The sequence below is a fragment of the Nonomuraea diastatica genome, from assembly GCF_004349015.1.
Taxonomy (GTDB): Bacteria; Actinomycetota; Actinomycetes; order Streptosporangiales; family Streptosporangiaceae; genus Nonomuraea; species Nonomuraea diastatica.
Map to the genome: position 1 here is coordinate 55,961 of NZ_SMKP01000014.1, position 18,380 is coordinate 74,340.

Sequence of the window (18,380 nt, forward strand, 5' to 3'; positions counted from 1 at the left end):
CATGGGCCGATTACTCTAGCGGCGGCGTCCGTCCGTGTTCAATGAGTAATTAGTGCATCGCGATTTATTTCGGCTATGGAGGATGTATGGATCCGGTCATGGCCCTGCGTGAGATCGCCTTCCTGCTGGAGCGCGCGGGCGAGCCCACCTACCGTGTGCGGGCCTTCCGCCGCGCCGCCGCGGTCGTCGCCGACCTCCCCAAGGACGAGCTCGTGCGGCTGGCCCGCACCGGACGGCTCGGCGACCTGCCGGGCATCGGCAAGGTCACCGCTCTTGTGGTCAACGAAAGTCTTGAGGGGCAGGTTCCGACCTACCTGCGAAGGTTGCACGCCACCGAGGGCGTCGAGCTCGACGCCGAGACCGCCGCGCTGCGCACCGCCCTGAAAGGCGACCTGCACAGCCACTCGGACTGGTCGGATGGCGGGTCGCCGATCGACGAGATGGCCGAGACCGCCGCCGGGCTCGGTCACGAATATCTGGCGCTGACCGACCACTCGCCCCGCCTGACGGTGGCCAAGGGCCTCTCGGCCGAGCGCCTGGAGCGCCAGCTGACCGTGGTGGCCGAGCTGAACGAGCGCCTGGCCCCGTTCAGGATCCTGACCGGGATCGAGGTGGACATCAACCCGGACGGATCGCTCGACCAGGAGCGGGAGCTGCTCGAACGGCTCGACGTCGTGGTGGCCGGCGTGCACTCCAAGCTCCGCATGGACGCCGCCGGCATGACCCGCAGAATGGTCACCGCCGTCGCCGACCCTCTCGTGGACGTGCTGGGGCACTGCACCGGCCGGGTGGTGCGGGCCGGCGGGCGGCGCGGGGAGCGCAGGCCGGAGTCGGAGTTCGAGGCGGAGCTGGTGTTCGAGGCGTGCCGGCGGTTCGGGGTGGCGGTCGAGATCAACTCGCGGCCCGACCGGCTCGACCCGCCCAAGCGGCTGATGCGGCTGGCGTACGAGATGGGGTGCGTCTTCGCGATCGACTCCGACGCGCACGCCCCCGGGCAGCTCGACTGGCAGCGGTACGGCTGCGAGCGGGCGGCCATGTGCGGCATCGAGGCGGAGCGCGTCGTCAACACCTGGCCCCTGGACAGGCTTCTCGACTGGACCCGGGCCTGACGCGCGCCCCGAGCGCCCCCGGCCGTCAGATCTTTGTAGTCTTGCGGTGAGGCAGGGGTTACCGGGCGCCGCGCGGGCCCGCGATTGTCGGTGGCGCGGCGTAGCGTCGCGGCTGTGAACCGTACCGACCGGCTCTACGCGCTCGTCGAAGACCTGCGCGCCATCGCGCCACGCTGCCGCTCCGCCCGCGAGCTCGCCGAGCGGTTCGAGGTGAGCGTGCGCACGATCGAGCGCGACATCACCGCGCTGCAGGAGTCCGGCGTCCCGATCTACGCCCAGCCGGGCCGCAAGGGCGGTTACGCCATCGACAGGAAGATGTCCCTCCCCCCGCTCAACTTCAGCCCGGCCGAGGCGGTGGCGATCGCGGTGGCGCTCAGCCAGGCCGGCGACCAGCCCTTCGGCCATCAGGCCCGCAGCGCGTTACGCAAGGTGGTGGCCGCGATGCCGGGGCCCGAGGGTGAGCTCGCCAGAGAGCTGGCCCGGCGGGTGCAGCTCGTCCGGCCGCCCGACCAGCCCGCCACCGGCATCCAGCCCCTGGGCGCCGAGGGGATCTCCCGGGCCATCGAGGAGGCGCTGCTGCGCCGCCGGGTGCTCAGGCTCGACTACGCCGACGCCAAGGGGGCGCTGACCTCGCGCGACGTCGAGCCGGGGGTGTTCCTGGGCGGGCGCGGCGGCTTCTGGTATCTCGTGGCGTGGTGCCGGCTCCGCGACGACGTACGCGTCTTCCGCCTCGACCGCATCGCCTCCGCCACCGTCACCGGCGAGCGCTGCCCCGAGCGCCCGCTCGAAGGGTTCGCCACCGACGTGCCCGAGATGGTCGTCCACGGCACCACCCTCGACTGAACATGTGCTCGAAAATCAAGAGGAAACACCGACATAGGGTTGTCGCCTCGCCGTTAGATCGTTGTCCTGTTCGAGAGCTGAGGAGACGATGATGGACGACGTGTCCGGCGGCGTCTTCGGGTCTTCCACCGCAGGTGATCATCCGGATGCGGCTGGGGGAGCGCCTTCCCCGCGACCACCGGCCCGCGCCCGGGCCGCTCCGCGCGGAGCGGTTCACCATGACGCCCTGGACACGCCGCCGATCGCCGAGCGGCGGCGCGTCCAGGGCGATCGTCAGAAGTCGACGGCGGCCAGCCAGCGGTCGAGGAGATCGCGGTCGCCGTGCACGGTCAGGTCGTCGGGTGAGCGCCTACCATAGATCATGAGCAGCAGATCCGCCACCGGGCCCTGGACGGCGGTGTCGCCCTTGGCATGGCCGCGCGCCCAGGTAATCTTCCCGGCGGGGCCCTGCGTGATGGTCCACTCGCCCTCGCCGTCGCTCGCGTGGAGGTGGATCGTGGCCCCCTCCACACCGAGCCCGGCCAGCGACCGGGTGACCCAGACGGCGTGTGGCAGGTTGTGCAGGAATTCCTCGACGCCGTCGATGGCGGTCTCCGCCGGGACGACCGGGTCGAGGCCAAGCGCGAGCTCGGCGTCGGCCCGGTGGACCACCAGCTCGAAGAGCATCCGGCGCGACCACCAGGCGGCCCGCCGGTCCGGGCCCCAGGTCCACACCTCCAGCTCCGGATCGGTGGTGCGCAGCGTGTCGAGCAGCTCGGCGGCCCCCGACATCAGCCAGCCGGGGTCGCCGCTCTGCCCCTCGGCCAGCCCGCTCGGCACCTGCCGCGACCAGATCTTCTCCCGCACCTGGTTGCGCAGCACGTGGGCCGCCCAGCGGTGGGTCCGGCCGACATGCGTGATCAGCTCCGCGATCGTCCATCCCGGGCACGACGGCACCGCCACCGACAGGTCGCCGGCCAGGGCGGCCAGGCGCGCGGCCTCGGTCTCTATCCTCGCGATGCGCGCGCTACGCGAGTCGTTCTCCGTCGTCCGGTGCGCGTTCTGAGAGTTGTTCTGCGTCACCTGGCCCAGCCTAGGCCGCCGGGCACGTGGCGCCCTTATCGGGCACCTTGCCGTCGAGCAGGTACGCGTCCACGAGCCCGCGCACGCACTTGCTCCCCGACAGGTACGCCCCGTGCCCCTCGCCCTCGTACGTCACCAGCGTGGCCGTCTTGAGCTGGGACGTCAGCTTGGGCGCCCACTGGTACGGCGTGGCCGGGTCGCCCTTGCCGCCCACCACCACGATCGGCGCGGACCCGGTGGCGTCGACGCGCCGCGCCTGGTCGCTGCCCTTGACCGGCCAGACCCGGCACAGCCCGCCCGAGCCCTCGCTGCCGAACAGCGGCGAGATCTTCAGCGCGGCCGCCTCGGTGCGCCGCAGCTCGGCCTGGCTGGGGCGCTCCGCGGTGTCGGCGCAGGTGATGGCCGGGAAGCTGGTCATCTGCGTGGAGTAGGTGCCGTCCTCCCTGCGCCCGGTGTAGTTGTCGGCGAGATAGAGCAGCGCCTCGCCGTTGCCTTTGAGCCCTTCGCCGAGCGACTGCTCCAGGAACGGCCAGGTCAGCTCGGAGTAGAGGGCGGCGGCCACGGCGGTGGAGGCCAGCCCCTGCGTCAGCGTGCGGCCGTTGACGTTCAGCGGCTTGGTGGTGAGCCGGTTCAACAGGTTCTCGACGTTGCGGTTGGCGGTGGCCTCGTCCTTGCCGAGCGCGCACGTGTCCTTGACGCACGACCGCAGGAAGCTCTCGTACGCCTGCTGGAAGCCGCGCGTCTGCGCCAGCGTGCGCTGCTCGAACGAGACCGTCGGGTCGAGCGGCGCGTCGAGCACCATCCGGCCCACGTTGTGGGGGAACTCGGTGGCGTAGACGGCGCCGAGCTGCGTGCCGTACGACATGCCGACGTAGTTGAGCTTGGAGTCGTCCACGGCGGCGCGGATGCGGTCCATGTCGCGGGCGGCGTTCACGGTGCCGACGTAGGGCAGGATCTTGCCGGAGTCGCGCTCGCAGAGCTCGGCGAACCTCTTGTTGGCCGCCGTGGCGCGCCGGTGCGTCTCCTCGTCGGGCGGCAGCGTGTTCAGCGAGGTGTACGTCTCCAGCTCGGAGGCGTCGCCGCAGCGCACGCCCGAGCTGCGATCGACGCCGCGCGGGTCGAAGCTGACCAGGTCGTAGCGGGTCCGCAGCGCGGTGAGCGCCTTGGCCGCCTGGTCGAGCGTGTCGACGCCGGACGCGCCAGGGCCGCCGAAGTTGAACACCACGGATCCGAGCCGCTCCCCCTTGCCTGTGGCGGACAGCTTGATGAGCGCCAGGTCCAGCTGCTCGCCGTCGGGTTTGGAGTAGTCGAGCGGCACCGCGAGCGTGCCGCACCGCACTGAGCCGTCCTGGCGGGCGGGAGGCTCACCATCGGGGCGCTCGATGTCGGTGCACGGCCCCCAGTCGATCGTGGCGGTCTCGCCGGGGGCGTCCGTGGCGGGCTCGGCGGGTGCGGTGGAGCAGCCCGCTGCGGTCACGAGCAGGGCGGCGGCTAGGACACGTCGCATATCGATGGAACTTCCCCTCGTCTCTCAGGGGGAAGTAGTGCCCACAATACGTGACCGTGCACCAAACCCGGGTGAGGCGGCGCGTATCCACCCTGGTCGTGCCGTGCCGACGGCGCTCCCGCGAGGTCCTCGCGGAAGCGCCATGATCGCCCAGCTCAGAGGAGGCCCGGCTCAGATGCCCATCGACTGGGTGTCGTTGCTCTCGGCGCCGCCCGCCTCGGTGACGCCGTTCTTCAGGTGGTAGCGGGCGATGGCCTCGCGCAGCACCTCGCCGCCGAGCTCGCCCTGCTTGACCAGGCTGGACAGCACGGCCAGCGTGATCGACGCCGCGTCCACGTGGAAGTGTCGGCGCAGCGCCGAGCGGGTGTCGGACAGGCCGAACCCGTCGGTGCCCAGCGAGGACCAGTCACCCGGCACCCACTGCGCGATCTGGTCCTGTACGCCCTTCATGTAGTCGCTGACGCCCACGAACGGCCCGCGCGCCTGCGACAACACCTGCGTCACGTAGGGGACGCGCCGCTCGGCGTCGGGGTTGAGCAGGTTGTGCTCCTCGCAGGCCAGGGCCTCGCGGCGCAGCTCGGTCCACGACGTCGCCGACCACACGTCGGCCGACACGCCCCAGTCCTCGGCCAGCAGCCGTTGTGCCTCCACCGCCCACGGGCCGGCGACGCCCGAGGACAGGATGTTGGCCTTCGGCCCCTGCGTCTGCGGCCCCTCGGCGAACTTGTAGAGGCCCTTGAGCAGGCCCTGCACGTCGATGTGCGAGGGCTGGGCGGGCTGCAGGTAGGGCTCGTTGTAGACGGTCAGGTAGTAGAAGATGTCCTCCGGCTGGTCGCCGTACATCCTCCTGAGGCCGTCCTTGACGATGTGGGCCACCTCGAACGCCCAGGACGGGTCGTAGATGACCGCGGCCGGGTTGGTCGAGCCGATGAGCGGCGTGTGGCCGTCCTCGTGCTGCAGCCCCTCGCCGTTGAGCGTGGTGCGGCCCGCGGTGGCGCCGAGCAGGAAGCCGCGCCCCATCTGGTCGCCCATGGCCCACATCTGGTCGCCGGTGCGCTGGAACCCGAACATCGAGTAGAAGATGTAGATCGGGATCATGTGCTCGCCGTGCGTGGCGTACGACGTGCCGGCGGCGATGGCCGAGGCCATCGAGCCCGACTCGCTGATGCCCTCGTGCAGGATCTGCCCCTGCACCGCCTCCTTGTACGACAGCAGCAGCTCCCTGTCGACGGCCTCGTAGGTCTGGCCGTGCGGGGAGTAGATCTTCGCCGTCGGGAACATGGCGTCGAGGCCGAACGTGCGGGCCTCGTCCGGGATGATCGGCACGAACCTGTGGCCGATCTCCTTGTCGCGCATGAGGTCCTTCAACAGCCGCACGAACGCCATCGTGGTGGCGACCTGCTGCTTGCCCGAGCCCTTGCCGAAGGCGTTGTAGACGTCGTCGCCGGGCAGTTTGACCTGCTTGGCGCGGACGACCCGTTTGGGCAGCACACCGCCGAGCGCGGCGCGGCGCTCCATCATGTACTGGATCTCGGGGTCGTTCTCGCCCGGGTGGAAGTAGGGGGGCAGCTCGCCCTCGAGCGCGGAGTCGGGGATCGGCAGGTAGAGCCGGTCGCGGAACTCCTTGAGCTCGGCCTTGGTGAGCTTTTTCATCTGGTGGGTGGCGTTGCGGGCCTCGAAGTCCTTGCCCAGCGTCCAGCCCTTGATGGTCTGGGCGAGAATCACCGTCGGCTGGCCGACGTGCTCGCGGGCCGCCTTGAACGCGGCGTAGACCTTGCGGTAGTCGTGGCCGCCGCGCGACAGCTTGCGGATGTCGTCGTCGGTCAGGTGCTCGGCCATCTTGCGCAGGCGCGGGTCGGAACCGAAGAAGTGCTCGCGGATGTAGGCGCCCGACTCGACGGAGTAGGTCTGGAACTGGCCGTCGGGCGTCGTGTTCATCTGGTTGACCAGCACGCCGTCGACGTCGGCCGCCAGCAGCGGGTCCCAGTCACGGCCCCACACGACCTTGATGACGTTCCAGCCGGCGCCGCGGAAGTAGGACTCCAGCTCCTGGATGATCTTGCCGTTGCCGCGCACCGGGCCGTCGAGGCGCTGCAGGTTGCAGTTGATCACGAACGTGAGGTTGTCGAGCTCCTCGCGCGCCGCCAGGCCGATGGCGCCGAGCGACTCGGGCTCGTCCATCTCGCCGTCGCCCAGGAACGCCCACACGTGGCTGCGGCTGGTGTCCTTGATCTGCCGGTTGAGCAGGTAGCGGTTGAAGCGCGCCTGGTAGATCGCGCCGATCGGGCCCAGGCCCATAGAGACCGTCGGGAACTCCCAGAAGTCGGGCATCAGCCGCGGATGGGGATAGGAGGGCAGGCCGTGGAAGCCGTGCGACAGCTCCTGGCGGAACGCGTCGAGCTGGGCCTCGTTGAGCCGGCCTTCGAGGAAGGCGCGGGCGTAGATGCCCGGCGCGGCGTGCCCCTGGAAGAAGACCTGGTCGCCCGACTCGCCGTGGTCCTTGCCGCGGAAGAAGTGGTTGAAGCCCACTTCGTAGAGCGACGCGGCCGAGGCGTAGGTGGCGATGTGGCCGCCCACGTTGGTGCGGGCGTTGGCCCTCGACACCATGATCGCCGCGTTCCAGCGGATGTAGGCACGGATGCGGCGTTCGACGTGCTCGTCACCCGGGAACCAGGGCTCGCGCTCCGGCGGGATCGTGTTGATGTAGTCGGTGCTGCGCAAGCCCGGCACGCCGACCTGGTGCTCGCGGGCCCGTTCGAGCATGCGGAGCATCAGGTAGCGGGCTCTGGTGCGGCCTTCGGTCTTGACGACGTTGTCGAGAGACTCGAGCCACTCGTTGGTCTCACTGGGATCGACATCAGGCAGCTGGCTGGGTAGGCCGTCGCTGATGATCGAGAATCGCTGGCGTCCGGAAGCCACTGGGTCTCGCCTTCCGAGGTGGACTGATGACTGGTCTGGGTCGCCTTCCATCCTGGTCGCTAGTCGTAGAAAACGCATCTCTACTCGCCGGTAACCAGGGTGTCCCTGCTGGCAGGAGGGGTGCCGATGGCCTAGACCACCGATGGTAGGACGAATCTCGCCACAGGTTACAGCCCGGGAGCAATTTAACAAGACCGGAAAACGAACGAAATTTCGCTCAAATGGCCTGGAGCGGTCCCGGGCGGCCCGCCGTACGAGAACCTGCCCTGGAGGGGCGGGAGTACGCGCCTTGTGCCGTGCCGCGCGAGTCTAGTCTCCTTGCCCGGCGCCGCCCCGGACGGGGGCGGGCGCCGTGCCTTCCTATGGGGTGGCGTGTCGCGCGCGCGTATAGAGACGTGTCCCGCACCGGCGATCTTGGGCTCGATCTCCCAGGATCTGTTGTTCGCTCACAGGGGAATTGCCGGTGGGGAGGGGGAGGATGCGAGGGCGACGAGGCGCGGCGGGCCGTGTCCGGGTCGCGTAACATTTTGGTCATATTTCTGCTTGCCGTCGCTCCGGGTGCAAAAAGTCCCTTGGCTCCGGATCCGCTCTTTTCCTGAGGCCTTCGGAGTATCAGTCTGGAGGTATGAAGGCGACGGTAGGCGACCGGCTCCTGGTGCACGGGAATATCGTTGGCGAAAGGGACCGGATCGGAGTAATCGTGGAGGTCCAAGGCCCGGACGGCGGGCCTCCTTACATGGTGCGGTTCGACGACGGGCACACGGGGCTGGTGTTTCCCGGTCCTGATGCGGTCGTTGTCCGTAAGTAAGATTTTCTCGTGAGATCTGAAATCATCTCTGTGACCACCGGTTCACGAGAGACGGTGCACGACATCACGGCCGAATGCGCCGACTTTGTGCGCGCGCAGGGCGAAGATGGGTTGCTGCACATTTTCGTGCCGCATGCCACGGCCGGGGTCGCCCTGCTCGAGCTGGGGTCGCGCAGCGACGACGACCTGCTCGCCGCGCTGCGCGACCTGCTGCCGCCCGACGACCGGTGGCGTCACGCCCACGGTTCGGCCGGGCACGGAAGGTCACATGTCCTGCCCGCGCTGATCCCGCCCTATGCCACGATCCCCGTGCTGGGCGGGAGAATGGCGCTGGGCACGTGGCAGTCGGTGGCGCTGGTCGACCTGAACGTCGACAACCCGCAACGCCACGTTCGGCTGTCGTTTTTGTCTGATTGATTCTGGCCGACCACGGCCGTACCCGTGGCGACCGTTGACGACTGAGGGTCACAGCGTGTGGACTGTGCCGAAGCGATAAACCGCATAAGCGGGGCCACTCAAGCAGGAGGGATAAACGTGAGCGCGACCGCGGGTCAGGCGCAGGGCGAGCGCGGCCTGGCCGAACGACTCGGCCTCAAGCCGGGTCAGGTGGTGCAGGAGATCGGTTGGGACGAGGACGTCGATGACGAGCTTCGCGACTCCATCGAAGACCTGACCGGCAACGAGCTGCTGGACGAGGAGAGTGACGACGTCGTCGACGTGGCGCTGCTGTGGTGGCGCGACGGCGACGGAGACCTCTTCGACGCACTGACCAACGCCATGCGATCACTCGCCGAGGGCGGCCAGATCTGGCTGCTGACTCCCAAGGCCGGGCGCGAGGGCCACGTGGAGCCGAGCGACATCGGGGAGGATGCCACGACCGCGGGTCTCTCGCAGACCAGCAGCATCTCCGCAGCCCCCGACTGGTCAGGCACGAGGCTCGTGACGCCCAAAGGCCGACGGTAGGAGCTCGAGCGCCCGCCGTGCGGCAGGATGGTTCCCGTGAACGCACATCCTGTCGAGGTCGGCGCCCAGGCTCCTGATTTCGAGCTGCAGGACCAGCACGGCACGCCGGTGCGCCTGTCCCAGTTCCGGGGCGCCAATGTCGTGCTGGTCTTCTACCCGCTCGCTTTCAGCGGGATCTGCCACGGCGAGCTGTCCGCGTTGCGCGACAACCCGCTCGACGGGGCGCACGTGCTGACCGTCTCGGTCGACTCCATGTTCACGCACCGCGCGTGGGCGGATCGTGAGGGTTACACGTTCCCGCTCCTCTCCGATTTCTGGCCACACGGACAGGTCGCGCGGGCGTACGGTGTCTTCGATGAGGCGAAGGGGCTCGCGCTACGAGGGACCTTCATCATCGACGGCGAGGGCGTGATCCGGTGGAAGGTGGTCCATCCGACCTCCACCGCACGTGACGTCGCCGACTACGTGAAGGCACTCGCCGACATCTCTTGACTTCGGAGGCAACGATGCCCTGCTACCGCTGCGGGGCCCGGCAGACCGACCCGGTGCGCGGCGCAAGCCCGTGGCAGCGCGGAGTGCGCAACGAGTCCCAGGTGCTGATCTGCCCGGACTGTCAACGGTTGCACGACCACGACCTGGATGCATGCTCCACCTGCGGGTCCGCGGCGCTGATCTGCCGGCTGGGCGAGGTGGAGTGCCGGTCCTGCGGGGCCGTGCGGATGGCCCGTTCCGATGCGCTCACGGTCTCGGTGCCGCCGCCGCCGGGGCTCTCCGCGGAGGTGGAGGCGGCGCTCAACAGGGTCCTCGGACGCGCCTGAGCCGCACCTGAGGCGGCCGGAGGGCCTGATGCCGCTCGGGCCCCCGCCTTCTGGCGCACAAGCCCTCAGGCGTACGCCTGGACGTCCGGGCGCGTGTGCCGGGAGTCCGGCCGGCGTACGCGGCCGGAGGGGGTTCCGTCCGAGCCGCTGTCTTGAGCGCCGGTCGGCGGGACGACCGGCTTCGCACGCCGGCTTCGTTCAGTGCTTCAACAGGGCCTTTCCGGACATGTGATGAGCTGCGCTATCGTCTCCTTCCGTGTCCGCAAAGAGTTCGTTCGTCGTAGCGCTCGACGTCGGTGGCACGTCCATGAAGGGCGGCCTGGTCAGCGAGTCCGGCGCGGTGTTGCTGAGCGAGCGGCGCCCGACCCCACGGGCGGAGGGCCCGCAGGCGGTCGTGGCCGCCATCTCCGGCTTCATCAGCCACCTCGCCGGCTCGGGCGACGGCGTCCCGGCAGGCGTCGGTCTGGCCGTGCCCGGCCTGGTGTCCGGCAACTCCGCCGTCTACGCCACCAACCTGGGCTGGCGCGACGTCCCCGCCACGGACTTCACCGCCCTGGACATCCCGGTCATGCTCGGGCACGACGTACGCACGGGCGGCCTCGCGGAGAACATCCTCGGCGCGGGCCGCGGCGTTTCCGACTTCCTCTTCCTGCCCATCGGCACGGGCATCGCCGGCGCCTCGATCATCCACGGCGAACCGTACGGCGGCTCCGCGGGCTGGGCCGGCGAGATCGGCCACACCCCGGTCTTCCCGGACGGCGAAGAGTGCGCGTGCGGCCAGTTCGGGTGCCTGGAGACGTACGCCTCGGCCGCCTCGGTGGGGCGCCGCTACAGCGAACGGGCGGGCGTGGAAGCCGTCAAGGCCGAGCAGGTGGTCGCCTCCGACGACCCGATCGCCATCGAGGTCTGGGACGAGGCCGTGGAAGCGCTGTCGCTGGCGCTGGCCACGTACACACTGCTGCTGGACCCCTCACTGATCGTTCTCGGCGGCGGCCTGGCGGAAGCGGGCCCCGCCCTGTTCGACCCGGTACGCACCCGCCTCGTCAAGCGCCTGGCCTTCCGCGACGCCCCACCCCTGGTGCCGGCGGCGCTCGGGGTGGACGCCGGGATGCTGGGGGCGGCCCTGCTCGGGTGGCGCGCGGCAGGCCGTCCTGAGCTGGGCCCAGAGTGGACGGTGGATGTGCGGTCGGCGCCGATGGTGTCGTAAGGTGTAGTGCCGATCAGGGGCGGTTAGCTCAGCGGTAGAGCACTCGCCTTACAAGCGAGGGGTCACTGGTTCGAACCCAGTACCGCCCACCGGTTGGAGAAGGCTGTCATCAACGACTTGCCTCGAGGCCACTTCGTTGCGCGGATGGCCGGGGCTGGACATCTACGGTCGGCTTCGATCTGTCTCACGCTGAGAGCTGTCGATAGGTTGTCGGCTGCCCTTTCCCGCCCAACTGCTCGACGAGTCCTCTTGACCGCAGCTCGCGTAGTGCGTTGCGGATGTTGGGTGCGGACAGGTTCAGTTCCCGTTTGAGGTCGGCGACGCTCCGTACTCCGACCCGCCAAGGCATCGTAGACGCGTAGCTCCGTCTCGCGTGGGGTCCCGTTCGCGGACTGAACGCAGGAACGCTGGGACGAGGTCGTCATCCAGGTCCTCGCGGGTGGCGCCTGTCACGGGTCGCCGATCGAACAGCGGTGGCTTCCGGGCGGCAAGGAATGCCCTGCTCTTCCAGATCTGACAGTGGGAAGTCCCCGTCGAACCCCGCACGTATGCCGTGCCTGACGCCGTGATCCGGCACGGTTTGGCCGACGGGTCACATCCGTGCACCTTGGCGACGATGACCGTTACCCCATCCACCTCCGCCTCGCTAATCGTGAGCTGGACAGGCGGCGAGAACGAGCGGGCCTTATGGGCGAGTCCCTGCTTGAGAGCATGTGGGTCTGGTAGCTGCACCGGACGAAGGCCGGTTGCCTCGTCGAGGCCGAGGATGACCGTCCCACCGCCCGGATGGTTTGCCAGCGCGCTCAGGGTGGAGGCGAGCGACTGCGGCAGCCCTGACCTCGACAGCGTCGTAGTCGCCCCCGGTTGCGCGGAGACGTGCGACCCACTCGTGCACGTGCTGGCTCAGAAGCAAATGTAACCACGGCCTGGTTACATTTGCTTGGGTCCGCCCGGCCTTCCGATCCGACGCCCTGGCGAATCTTCAGTGCCGAAGGAGCACCTCGAACAGGTCGGCAGGCGACGACCATGGTGTGATCAGCGCTGACGGCCGCATCGACAAGCGGTGAACTGAAGTGGGGGACGGGCGTGCGGATCGCTGCGCTCATTGGTCAGGGCCGCATGTCCGCGCTCCCGGTGGTTCCCAGCTCCTGCACGTCCGGCCGTACGTTCTCCGTGTAAGACGCACGGCTTGGCGACGCTTACGTGTTCATTACCGCCGCCCGCCGAACTCCCAGTCGTGGACCTCGATGTCCGAGTACAGGTCCTGGGTCAGGACGGCGCGTGCCGCATCCGGGTTTGCGGCCCGGACCAGCACCGCATTACCCAGCCAGGTTGTGCCGTCGTCGGACAGCAGCGGCCCGTACGCGATCAGCTCGTCCCGGTTGGGCGGCGGGACAGGGTCGGCAGCTTGCCCGAAGCCGAGGCCCAGCACCAGATATCGGTTGCCGCCCTCCCGGCCGCCAGGGAAATCCCACATGGTGCGCCCAAGGACGTTGCGCCATCGGCGCAACATCACGTTACGGTAGACACCGGCCTGGTAGTTGGGCTCTTCGAAGACGAACGCACGCGCGGTGGCGAGATCCGGCAGGTCGACGATGTGCACGCTGCCGGTGGCCGTGTCGCTGCCGGGGCTGAAGGTCGGGCCACGGGCGATCATCTCCGCCGCGTACCGGTCCATGTAGGACCAGTGCTCTTCCAGCAGCTCGTCGCGCAGCGTCGCGGTGTCAGGCCGGTCGCGGTGGTAACAGAAGAACTCCATGCCCACTACCTACCATGGACCGCGGGGGCAGCTTCACGCGATCATGGTGCTTCGGCGAGTGACAGGCTGTTTCCGTCCGGGTCCAGCACGACGACATGGCGCACGCCGTTGCTGTAGGTTTCCAGCGGTTCGTGGCTGATGCCGTGGGCGGCGAGGCGGGCCAGGATGTCGTCGAGGTCGGTCACGCCGAACGTGACCATGGCCGTGCCCACCCGTTCGGCCCGTACGTCACGGTCGTCGACGACGACCCACGCGTTCTCGCCGACCTGCCACAGGTGCTCCTCGCCGATGACCTCGTCCGCCGGGCGGCCGAAGAACACGCCGAACCATTCCAGTGACTTCGTCCGGTCGCTCACCGGCATGACGCTGTACAGGTCCACGTGCACCACTCCCTTCGATCGTCTCGGACGTTGGACCACTCCCGTGACCGAAACTCATCGGGGAGAAGGAGAGGACGCGCGGCGTTCCCGGAGTCGTCACGGAACTAGCGGCCGATCCTCGCGGGGCGACCTCCGGTCGCGGAGAGACCGCCGCCGATCTGCTCGCGTACGAGGAGGCCGCCGAGAGCGGCGGCGACGACCGGCAGGCCGACGACCGGCGCGGCGCTGCTTCCGTGACGACTCCATGGTGCGGGGCATTCACCGGTGCGGCCCGGTCGGTCATTCTGGAGAGACGAGTGACAAGCATGGGGCGCCGGCGTGGGCCGGCGGGGGCGCTCATGCTGGCGGTGGGTACGCCTTCCGCCCCTCGTGGTCAGGGCACGATCAGCGGTTCGCCGTTGGCGGTGACGTTCTTGAGCACCAGGTCCTCGACGTGCTCGACGACGATCGGCGTGGCGGTGGTGCCGAAATCCACGTCGGCCAGCGTGACCCCGCGGATCGGGGCGTCGGCGTAACCGCGCAGGTTGAGTGCCCGATTGGCGGTCCGTACGGTCACGTCTCGCACGTCGATCCCGCCCACCTCGGGGTTGAAACCGTGGCCGGGTCCCTCTTCATAGAAGAAGTTGACGTCGATGACCGAGCCGCCCACCTGACCGATCTCGAGGTCCCTGGCGTGGAAGCCCTCGATGAACCCGCCGCGCACGGAGTTCGTCTTGAAGCGCAGCGCGATGTCGAGGTTCGGGCTGGACATCGCGCAGTCCCTGATGAAGACCTCGCGTACGCCGCCGGACATCTCGCTGCCGATCGTCATGCCGCCGTGCCCGTCGCGGAAGGTGCAGTTCTCCACGACGATGTGCTCGCTGGGCACGTTCACGCGACGGCCGTCGGCGTTGCGTCCCGACTTGATCGCGATGCAGTCGTCGCCGGTGTCGAACGTGCAGCCGCGGATCACCACCATCCGGCTCGACTCGGGGTTGCAGCCGTCGTTGTTCGGGCCGTGCGACTCGACCGTGACGTTCTGCACGAGCACGTTCTGCGACAGCGTGGGGTGGATCTCCCACATCGGCGAGTTGACGATGGTGACGCCCTCGATCAGCACGTTGTCGCACCGGTAGGGCTGGACGAAGGACGGGCGCAGGTAGCCGCCCTCGCCGTATCTCCGCTGCCTGACCGGCACTCCCTGCTCGGCCTGGGCGAACAGCGCGGCCCTGGCCTCGGCCTGGTGAGGCTCGCCAGGCTCCCAGCCGTCGTCGCCCGACCCCTTCCACGGCCACCAGTGATCATGGCCGGCCTGCCCGTCGAGCACGCCTGACCCGGTCACCGCGATGTTCCGCTGTCCGTACGCGTAGATCAGCGGGGAGTAGTTGTAGAGCTCGACGCCCTCGAACCTGGTCAGCACCAGCGGGAGGTACGCCTTCGGGTCGGTGCTGAACAACAGCCTGGCGCCAGCGGTGACGTGCAGGTCGACGTTGCTCAGCAGGTGGACGGCCCCGGTCGGGAACCGCCCTTCCGGCACGTCCACGTGCCCGCCTCCCGCCGCGTGGCAGGCCCTGATCGCGGAGCGGATGGCCTTCGTGCAGTCCGTCACCCCGTCTCCGACCGCGCCGAAGTCCCTGATGTCGAACCGGCGTCGCGGGAACCTCGGCCCTCGCACCTTCGCCACGATGTGGTGGGCCCGCGCCCACGGATCAGGCGCTGCTCGTACGGCCTTCGCGTCGAGGACCGGGACGGCGAGGGCGGACATCGCCATGGCGCGCATGGCGTTGCGGCGGCTCAACATGGGGCGGCTCCCTGCCGGCTCGGGACACCCCGGATGGTAGGCCAACCCGTTGCAGTGATCTAGGGTTGTGGACCACATCCGTTCGGGATCAGGGCGGCAACCGTTTGCAGGAACGCTCGTGCCGTCCGATCAGTCGTCCAGGACGTAGCGGAGATAGAAATCCGGTTTGCCGAGGAAGCGGCGGAAGTGGTCGACGACCTGAAGCTTGTCCCACTCCACCGGATGGATGCCGTCGTCGCTGAGTTCGAGGATCTGCGCGCCCGGGAGCGAGCTGAGGATCGGTGAGTGGGTGGCGCAGATGATCTGCGCGCCCTTGGCTGCGGCGCGGTCCATGAGGCCCATCAGCCGCAGGCACGACATGAACGACAGGGCCGCCTCGGGCTCGTCCATGAGGTAGAGCCCCGGGCCTGACACCATGCTTTCGAGCACGGTGAGGAAGCCCTCGCCGTGGGACTGCTGGTCGGGGTGCTCCGCCCAGTAGCCGGGCAGGCCGGAGACGGCGCGGCCGAGGTTGATCAGGGTCTCGGCGCGGAAGAAGAACGAGCGGCGCTTGAGGCGGGGCCCGCGCGTGAGCCGCAGCCCTTCGACGGTGAACTCCGCGTCGAGCGCCTCACCGAGCGCGGTGGCGGGGCCGGTGTTGGCGTAACGGGTGCCGGCCTTGCCGCCTTCGGAGTTGACCTTGCACGCGTCGGCGATCGCCTCGATGATCGTGGACTTCCCCGAGCCGTTCTCGCCCACCAGGAAGGTGACCGGTGCGGAGAGCCCCAGGCCGTGCTCGGTGAGGTGGCGGACGGGCGGCAGGCCGGCGGGCCAGCCGGTCAGCGGATCGCGAACGCTCAGCCGGGTGAGCAGCATCACCGCGTCTCCTCCTGGTCGTCGCATCCGGGGGGGACCCGGGCTCACCACGCTAGCGGGCCGGAGCGCCGCGTGCGGCTTCCGGCACGTACGTGATCATTGACCGTTGGTGCGGGGTGCCCGCCCGAACAGGAGACGGGATGCCCGGCGACCTGGCCGATGCGCTCCGCCTCCAGCGTGACCGAGGTGACGGCTCGACGGCCTTGACCTCCACCCGGAAAGGGTCAGGCGGGTCGAACCCCACGAGCCCCTCGCGCGCGTAACCGGCCGCCGCACTGGGGGAAGCCTGGTGGGTGGCACGGGTGGCACGGGTGGCGTAGGTCGCCGGCGGGCTGGTGTTCGGGGGCGCGGTCGAGCCCGACCCGCCGCAATTCAGGCAGATCGGGCCAGGCGCGTGGGGCAACATCCCCGGCGGATCCTGAGGCGGCGCGTGGATCCGGGGGTGGGGAACGTGACGGCCAACGTTCGACGGATCAGCCGTCCCAGGCAGAACACGAGCCGGTTTCCTCGCAAACGCGGATTCCGCGTACGGGTCCCGGGGAGTTGCCCGTGACCGCGTCACCGTCGGGGTTCCGGTCCCAGACGTTGTGAATGCGGATCTGGGCCTTGTTGGAATCCCACCACCTGACCTGCCCGACGACGTCGTTCCCGTCGTTTTCGCGGTCGTTCACATAGATCGTTTCGGAGGCGATCCACACGGTGGCGGAATCGGATCCGTGCTTGGCGCTGTAGGTGTCGCGCGCCGATGCTGTGGCCGATCCCTGCACTGCCACGGTGACCAAAAGTGCGGATGCGACGCCGATAGATATGCGGATGAGTCGAGATATCGCCTTCTTCATGATGGTTCCTTTCCGAGATTGCCGAGGCGTCAGGGTGTTTCTCGTCGCAGTCTGCGGCAGGAGCACCGGTGTTGTCGTTGGCTCTGAGTGGCCACTACTTGACACGTCGTCTACTGCCGGCATCCGTGGGACGCCGTGGCCGGTCCGACCTGGTCACGTGCTCCTACGAGCCGGAAGATGAGGAGGACCGCTTCGAGTGGTCATCGAGCGGCTTGGCCGAGGCTCAGGACCGCGAGAATCACGGTGACCACGGGAATGAGGTCCGGCCAGATCACGACAATGACGATCACCACGAAGGTGAGCGTTATTTGTGAAACGCCGTTGCGCTCATGTGGCGGCTCGGGCGGGAGAGGGGAGATGGGTGCCGGATTATTCATCGTGTTCGCCGCTATTTCTCTATAGAAGTTGGAGTGGTGGATGTCCAGAGCACCACATCCATCGCAGACAGGGCTATATCCAGCAGGCCACGATGGTGTCGTCCGAGCGACTGGAGAATTCGGCCCAGAGGTCTACCATCGGAGCACACAACTTCTGTACAGCAAATGGAGTCCTTACCTGTGACGGCAAGCCGTGCACCTGTCCCGAAACGCGCGATATACGAGCGCATTGCGGATGACCTGCGCGATGCGATTCGAAACAACGCGCTTCGGGACGAATCCAATCAACCTACTGATCGTCTGCCGGGAGAGGCCGCACTCGCCGACCAGTACGGGGTCTCTTTGGGTACGGCGCAAAGTGCCCTGAATCTGTTGAAACATGAAGGGCTTATCGATCGCACCCCCAAGCGCGGAAGCTGGGTCAGAAAGGTACGGAAGAAGTTCCTCCGCGACGGCATCAAGCGCCTGGAAGGCGACTCCGAGCACCGGTTCATGCTCGCCGACATCGACACCCGTAAGCTGCGGATACGCCATTTCGCTGCCGGCGCCCGCACAGCGGAGGTGCACGAGGAGGAGATGGTCAAATGCTTCGGCAGCCACATGCGCCTGCTCTACCGGCACCGCCTGTACGAAGCCGGCGACACCCCTGTCTCCCTGGCGACCAACTACATGCCGCTCTACCTGTTCACGGACGGCGGCGAGGCGGTGCAGCGGCAGGACACCGGGCCCGGCGGGATCTGGGCCAGGCTGGCCGAGGCCGGCCACGAGGTGGTCGACGCCGACGAGTACATCGACTGCCGCATGCCCACGCCGGAGGAAGCGTACGAGCTGCAGATCCGCGGGCACACGCCGGTTTTCGTGGTCTACCGCGTCGCGGAGAACGATCGCGGCCAGGTCGTGGACCTGGCGGTCATCGTCCTGCCCGGTGACCGCTGGAGATTGCGCTACAAGGTCTGGAAGAAGCGGCAGGCCGTCGTCATGAGGCAACCGTTCTCATCCTGAGAGTCGTCGCGAGGGGGTGCCGGACATCGGGTTGAGACGCCACAACGCGGAGCACCCCCTCTGTCCGCACGTTATGTGCATCGAGGGCCGCTGACAGGACGCGCGACGGCCAGATTCGACTGGCACTCCGGCCACACGCCGTAAGGCGACAT

The 18,380-nt window shown here is 68.6% G+C and carries 18 protein-coding genes and 1 tRNA gene; 10 read left to right on the forward strand and 9 right to left on the reverse strand.

Annotation, left to right across the window (positions count from 1 at the left end; genetic code table 11):
* Nucleotides 1-86: 86 nt before the first annotated feature.
* Together E1294_RS07230 and E1294_RS07235 are read left to right on the forward strand one after the other, a co-directional pair.
* Nucleotides 87-1,109 carry a PHP domain-containing protein gene (locus E1294_RS07230; RefSeq protein ID WP_132506034.1) on the forward strand — a complete coding sequence of 341 codons (1,023 nt, stop codon included), beginning with the start codon at nucleotides 87-89 and terminating at the stop codon, nucleotides 1,107-1,109.
* A gap of 114 nt (nucleotides 1,110-1,223) precedes the next feature.
* The gene (locus tag E1294_RS07235) at nucleotides 1,224-1,952 is read left to right on the forward strand and encodes a helix-turn-helix transcriptional regulator (RefSeq protein ID WP_132506036.1); all 729 of its coding nucleotides are present in this window, start codon (nucleotides 1,224-1,226) and stop codon (nucleotides 1,950-1,952) included.
* Between the two features lie 273 nt (nucleotides 1,953-2,225).
* On the opposite strand, the gene E1294_RS07240 is transcribed toward E1294_RS07235, so the two are convergent.
* The 3 genes from E1294_RS07240 to aceE all read right to left on the reverse strand — a co-directional run bounded on the left by E1294_RS07240 (nucleotide 2,226) and on the right by aceE (nucleotide 7,440).
* Nucleotides 2,226-3,014, reverse strand: coding sequence for a maleylpyruvate isomerase family mycothiol-dependent enzyme (locus E1294_RS07240; RefSeq protein WP_165977138.1), 789 nt, complete (start codon nucleotides 3,012-3,014; stop codon nucleotides 2,226-2,228).
* 10 nt (nucleotides 3,015-3,024) lie between these two features.
* Nucleotides 3,025-4,521, reverse strand: coding sequence for an alpha/beta hydrolase (locus E1294_RS07245; protein ID WP_132506040.1), 1,497 nt, complete (start codon nucleotides 4,519-4,521; stop codon nucleotides 3,025-3,027).
* A 171-nt stretch (nucleotides 4,522-4,692) separates the two neighbouring features.
* A complete protein-coding gene (gene aceE, locus E1294_RS07250) occupies nucleotides 4,693-7,440 on the reverse strand; it encodes a pyruvate dehydrogenase (acetyl-transferring), homodimeric type (protein WP_132506042.1) in 2,748 nt (915 codons plus the stop codon).
* Nucleotides 7,441-8,065: 625 nt separating this feature from the next.
* On the opposite strand from aceE, the gene E1294_RS07255 reads away from it, so the two are divergent.
* The 7 genes from E1294_RS07255 (at nucleotide 8,066) to E1294_RS07285 (ending at nucleotide 11,325) form a co-directional block, all read left to right on the forward strand.
* Complete coding sequence (locus tag E1294_RS07255; protein ID WP_132506044.1) at nucleotides 8,066-8,248, forward strand: DUF1918 domain-containing protein; 183 nt, start codon at nucleotides 8,066-8,068, stop codon at nucleotides 8,246-8,248.
* Between the two features lie 9 nt (nucleotides 8,249-8,257).
* Nucleotides 8,258-8,665, forward strand: a complete 408-nt coding sequence (locus E1294_RS07260; RefSeq protein WP_132506046.1) for a secondary thiamine-phosphate synthase enzyme YjbQ — start codon at nucleotides 8,258-8,260, stop codon at nucleotides 8,663-8,665.
* 117 nt (nucleotides 8,666-8,782) lie between these two features.
* Nucleotides 8,783-9,211, forward strand: a complete 429-nt coding sequence (locus tag E1294_RS07265) for a DUF3052 domain-containing protein (protein ID WP_132506048.1) — start codon at nucleotides 8,783-8,785, stop codon at nucleotides 9,209-9,211.
* 36 nt (nucleotides 9,212-9,247) lie between these two features.
* Complete coding sequence (locus tag E1294_RS07270) at nucleotides 9,248-9,703, forward strand: peroxiredoxin (protein ID WP_425465194.1); 456 nt, start codon at nucleotides 9,248-9,250, stop codon at nucleotides 9,701-9,703.
* Between the two features lie 14 nt (nucleotides 9,704-9,717).
* On the forward strand, nucleotides 9,718-10,029 hold the full coding sequence (locus E1294_RS07275; protein ID WP_132506052.1) for a hypothetical protein: 312 nt from the start codon (nucleotides 9,718-9,720) through the stop codon (nucleotides 10,027-10,029).
* A gap of 256 nt (nucleotides 10,030-10,285) precedes the next feature.
* Nucleotides 10,286-11,236 (forward strand): ROK family protein, encoded by a 951-nt coding sequence (locus E1294_RS07280; RefSeq protein WP_246082865.1) that lies wholly within the window; start codon nucleotides 10,286-10,288, stop codon nucleotides 11,234-11,236.
* Nucleotides 11,237-11,253: 17 nt separating this feature from the next.
* Nucleotides 11,254-11,325, forward strand: a tRNA-Val gene (locus E1294_RS07285).
* A 208-nt stretch (nucleotides 11,326-11,533) separates the two neighbouring features.
* Here E1294_RS07285 and E1294_RS57950 read toward each other — a convergent pair.
* The 6 genes from E1294_RS57950 to E1294_RS07315 form a co-directional block, all read right to left on the reverse strand.
* A complete protein-coding gene (locus E1294_RS57950; protein WP_220447608.1) occupies nucleotides 11,534-12,082 on the reverse strand; it encodes an AlbA family DNA-binding domain-containing protein in 549 nt (182 codons plus the stop codon).
* Nucleotides 12,083-12,446: 364 nt separating this feature from the next.
* The gene (locus tag E1294_RS07295; protein WP_132506054.1) at nucleotides 12,447-12,995 is read right to left on the reverse strand and encodes a YciI family protein; all 549 of its coding nucleotides are present in this window, start codon (nucleotides 12,993-12,995) and stop codon (nucleotides 12,447-12,449) included.
* A 41-nt stretch (nucleotides 12,996-13,036) separates the two neighbouring features.
* Complete coding sequence (locus tag E1294_RS07300; RefSeq protein WP_132506056.1) at nucleotides 13,037-13,375, reverse strand: VOC family protein; 339 nt, start codon at nucleotides 13,373-13,375, stop codon at nucleotides 13,037-13,039.
* A gap of 373 nt (nucleotides 13,376-13,748) precedes the next feature.
* Nucleotides 13,749-15,155, reverse strand: coding sequence for a glycoside hydrolase family 28 protein (locus tag E1294_RS07305; protein ID WP_132506058.1), 1,407 nt, complete (start codon nucleotides 15,153-15,155; stop codon nucleotides 13,749-13,751).
* Between the two features lie 129 nt (nucleotides 15,156-15,284).
* On the reverse strand, nucleotides 15,285-16,010 hold the full coding sequence (locus E1294_RS07310) for an AAA family ATPase (protein ID WP_132506111.1): 726 nt from the start codon (nucleotides 16,008-16,010) through the stop codon (nucleotides 15,285-15,287).
* A 473-nt stretch (nucleotides 16,011-16,483) separates the two neighbouring features.
* Nucleotides 16,484-16,849, reverse strand: a complete 366-nt coding sequence (locus E1294_RS07315; protein ID WP_132506060.1) for a hypothetical protein — start codon at nucleotides 16,847-16,849, stop codon at nucleotides 16,484-16,486.
* 557 nt (nucleotides 16,850-17,406) lie between these two features.
* Here E1294_RS07315 and E1294_RS07320 point away from each other — a divergent pair.
* Nucleotides 17,407-18,228 (forward strand): GntR family transcriptional regulator, encoded by an 822-nt coding sequence (locus E1294_RS07320; protein ID WP_165977139.1) that lies wholly within the window; start codon nucleotides 17,407-17,409, stop codon nucleotides 18,226-18,228.
* The last annotated feature ends 152 nt before the right edge of the window (nucleotides 18,229-18,380 follow it).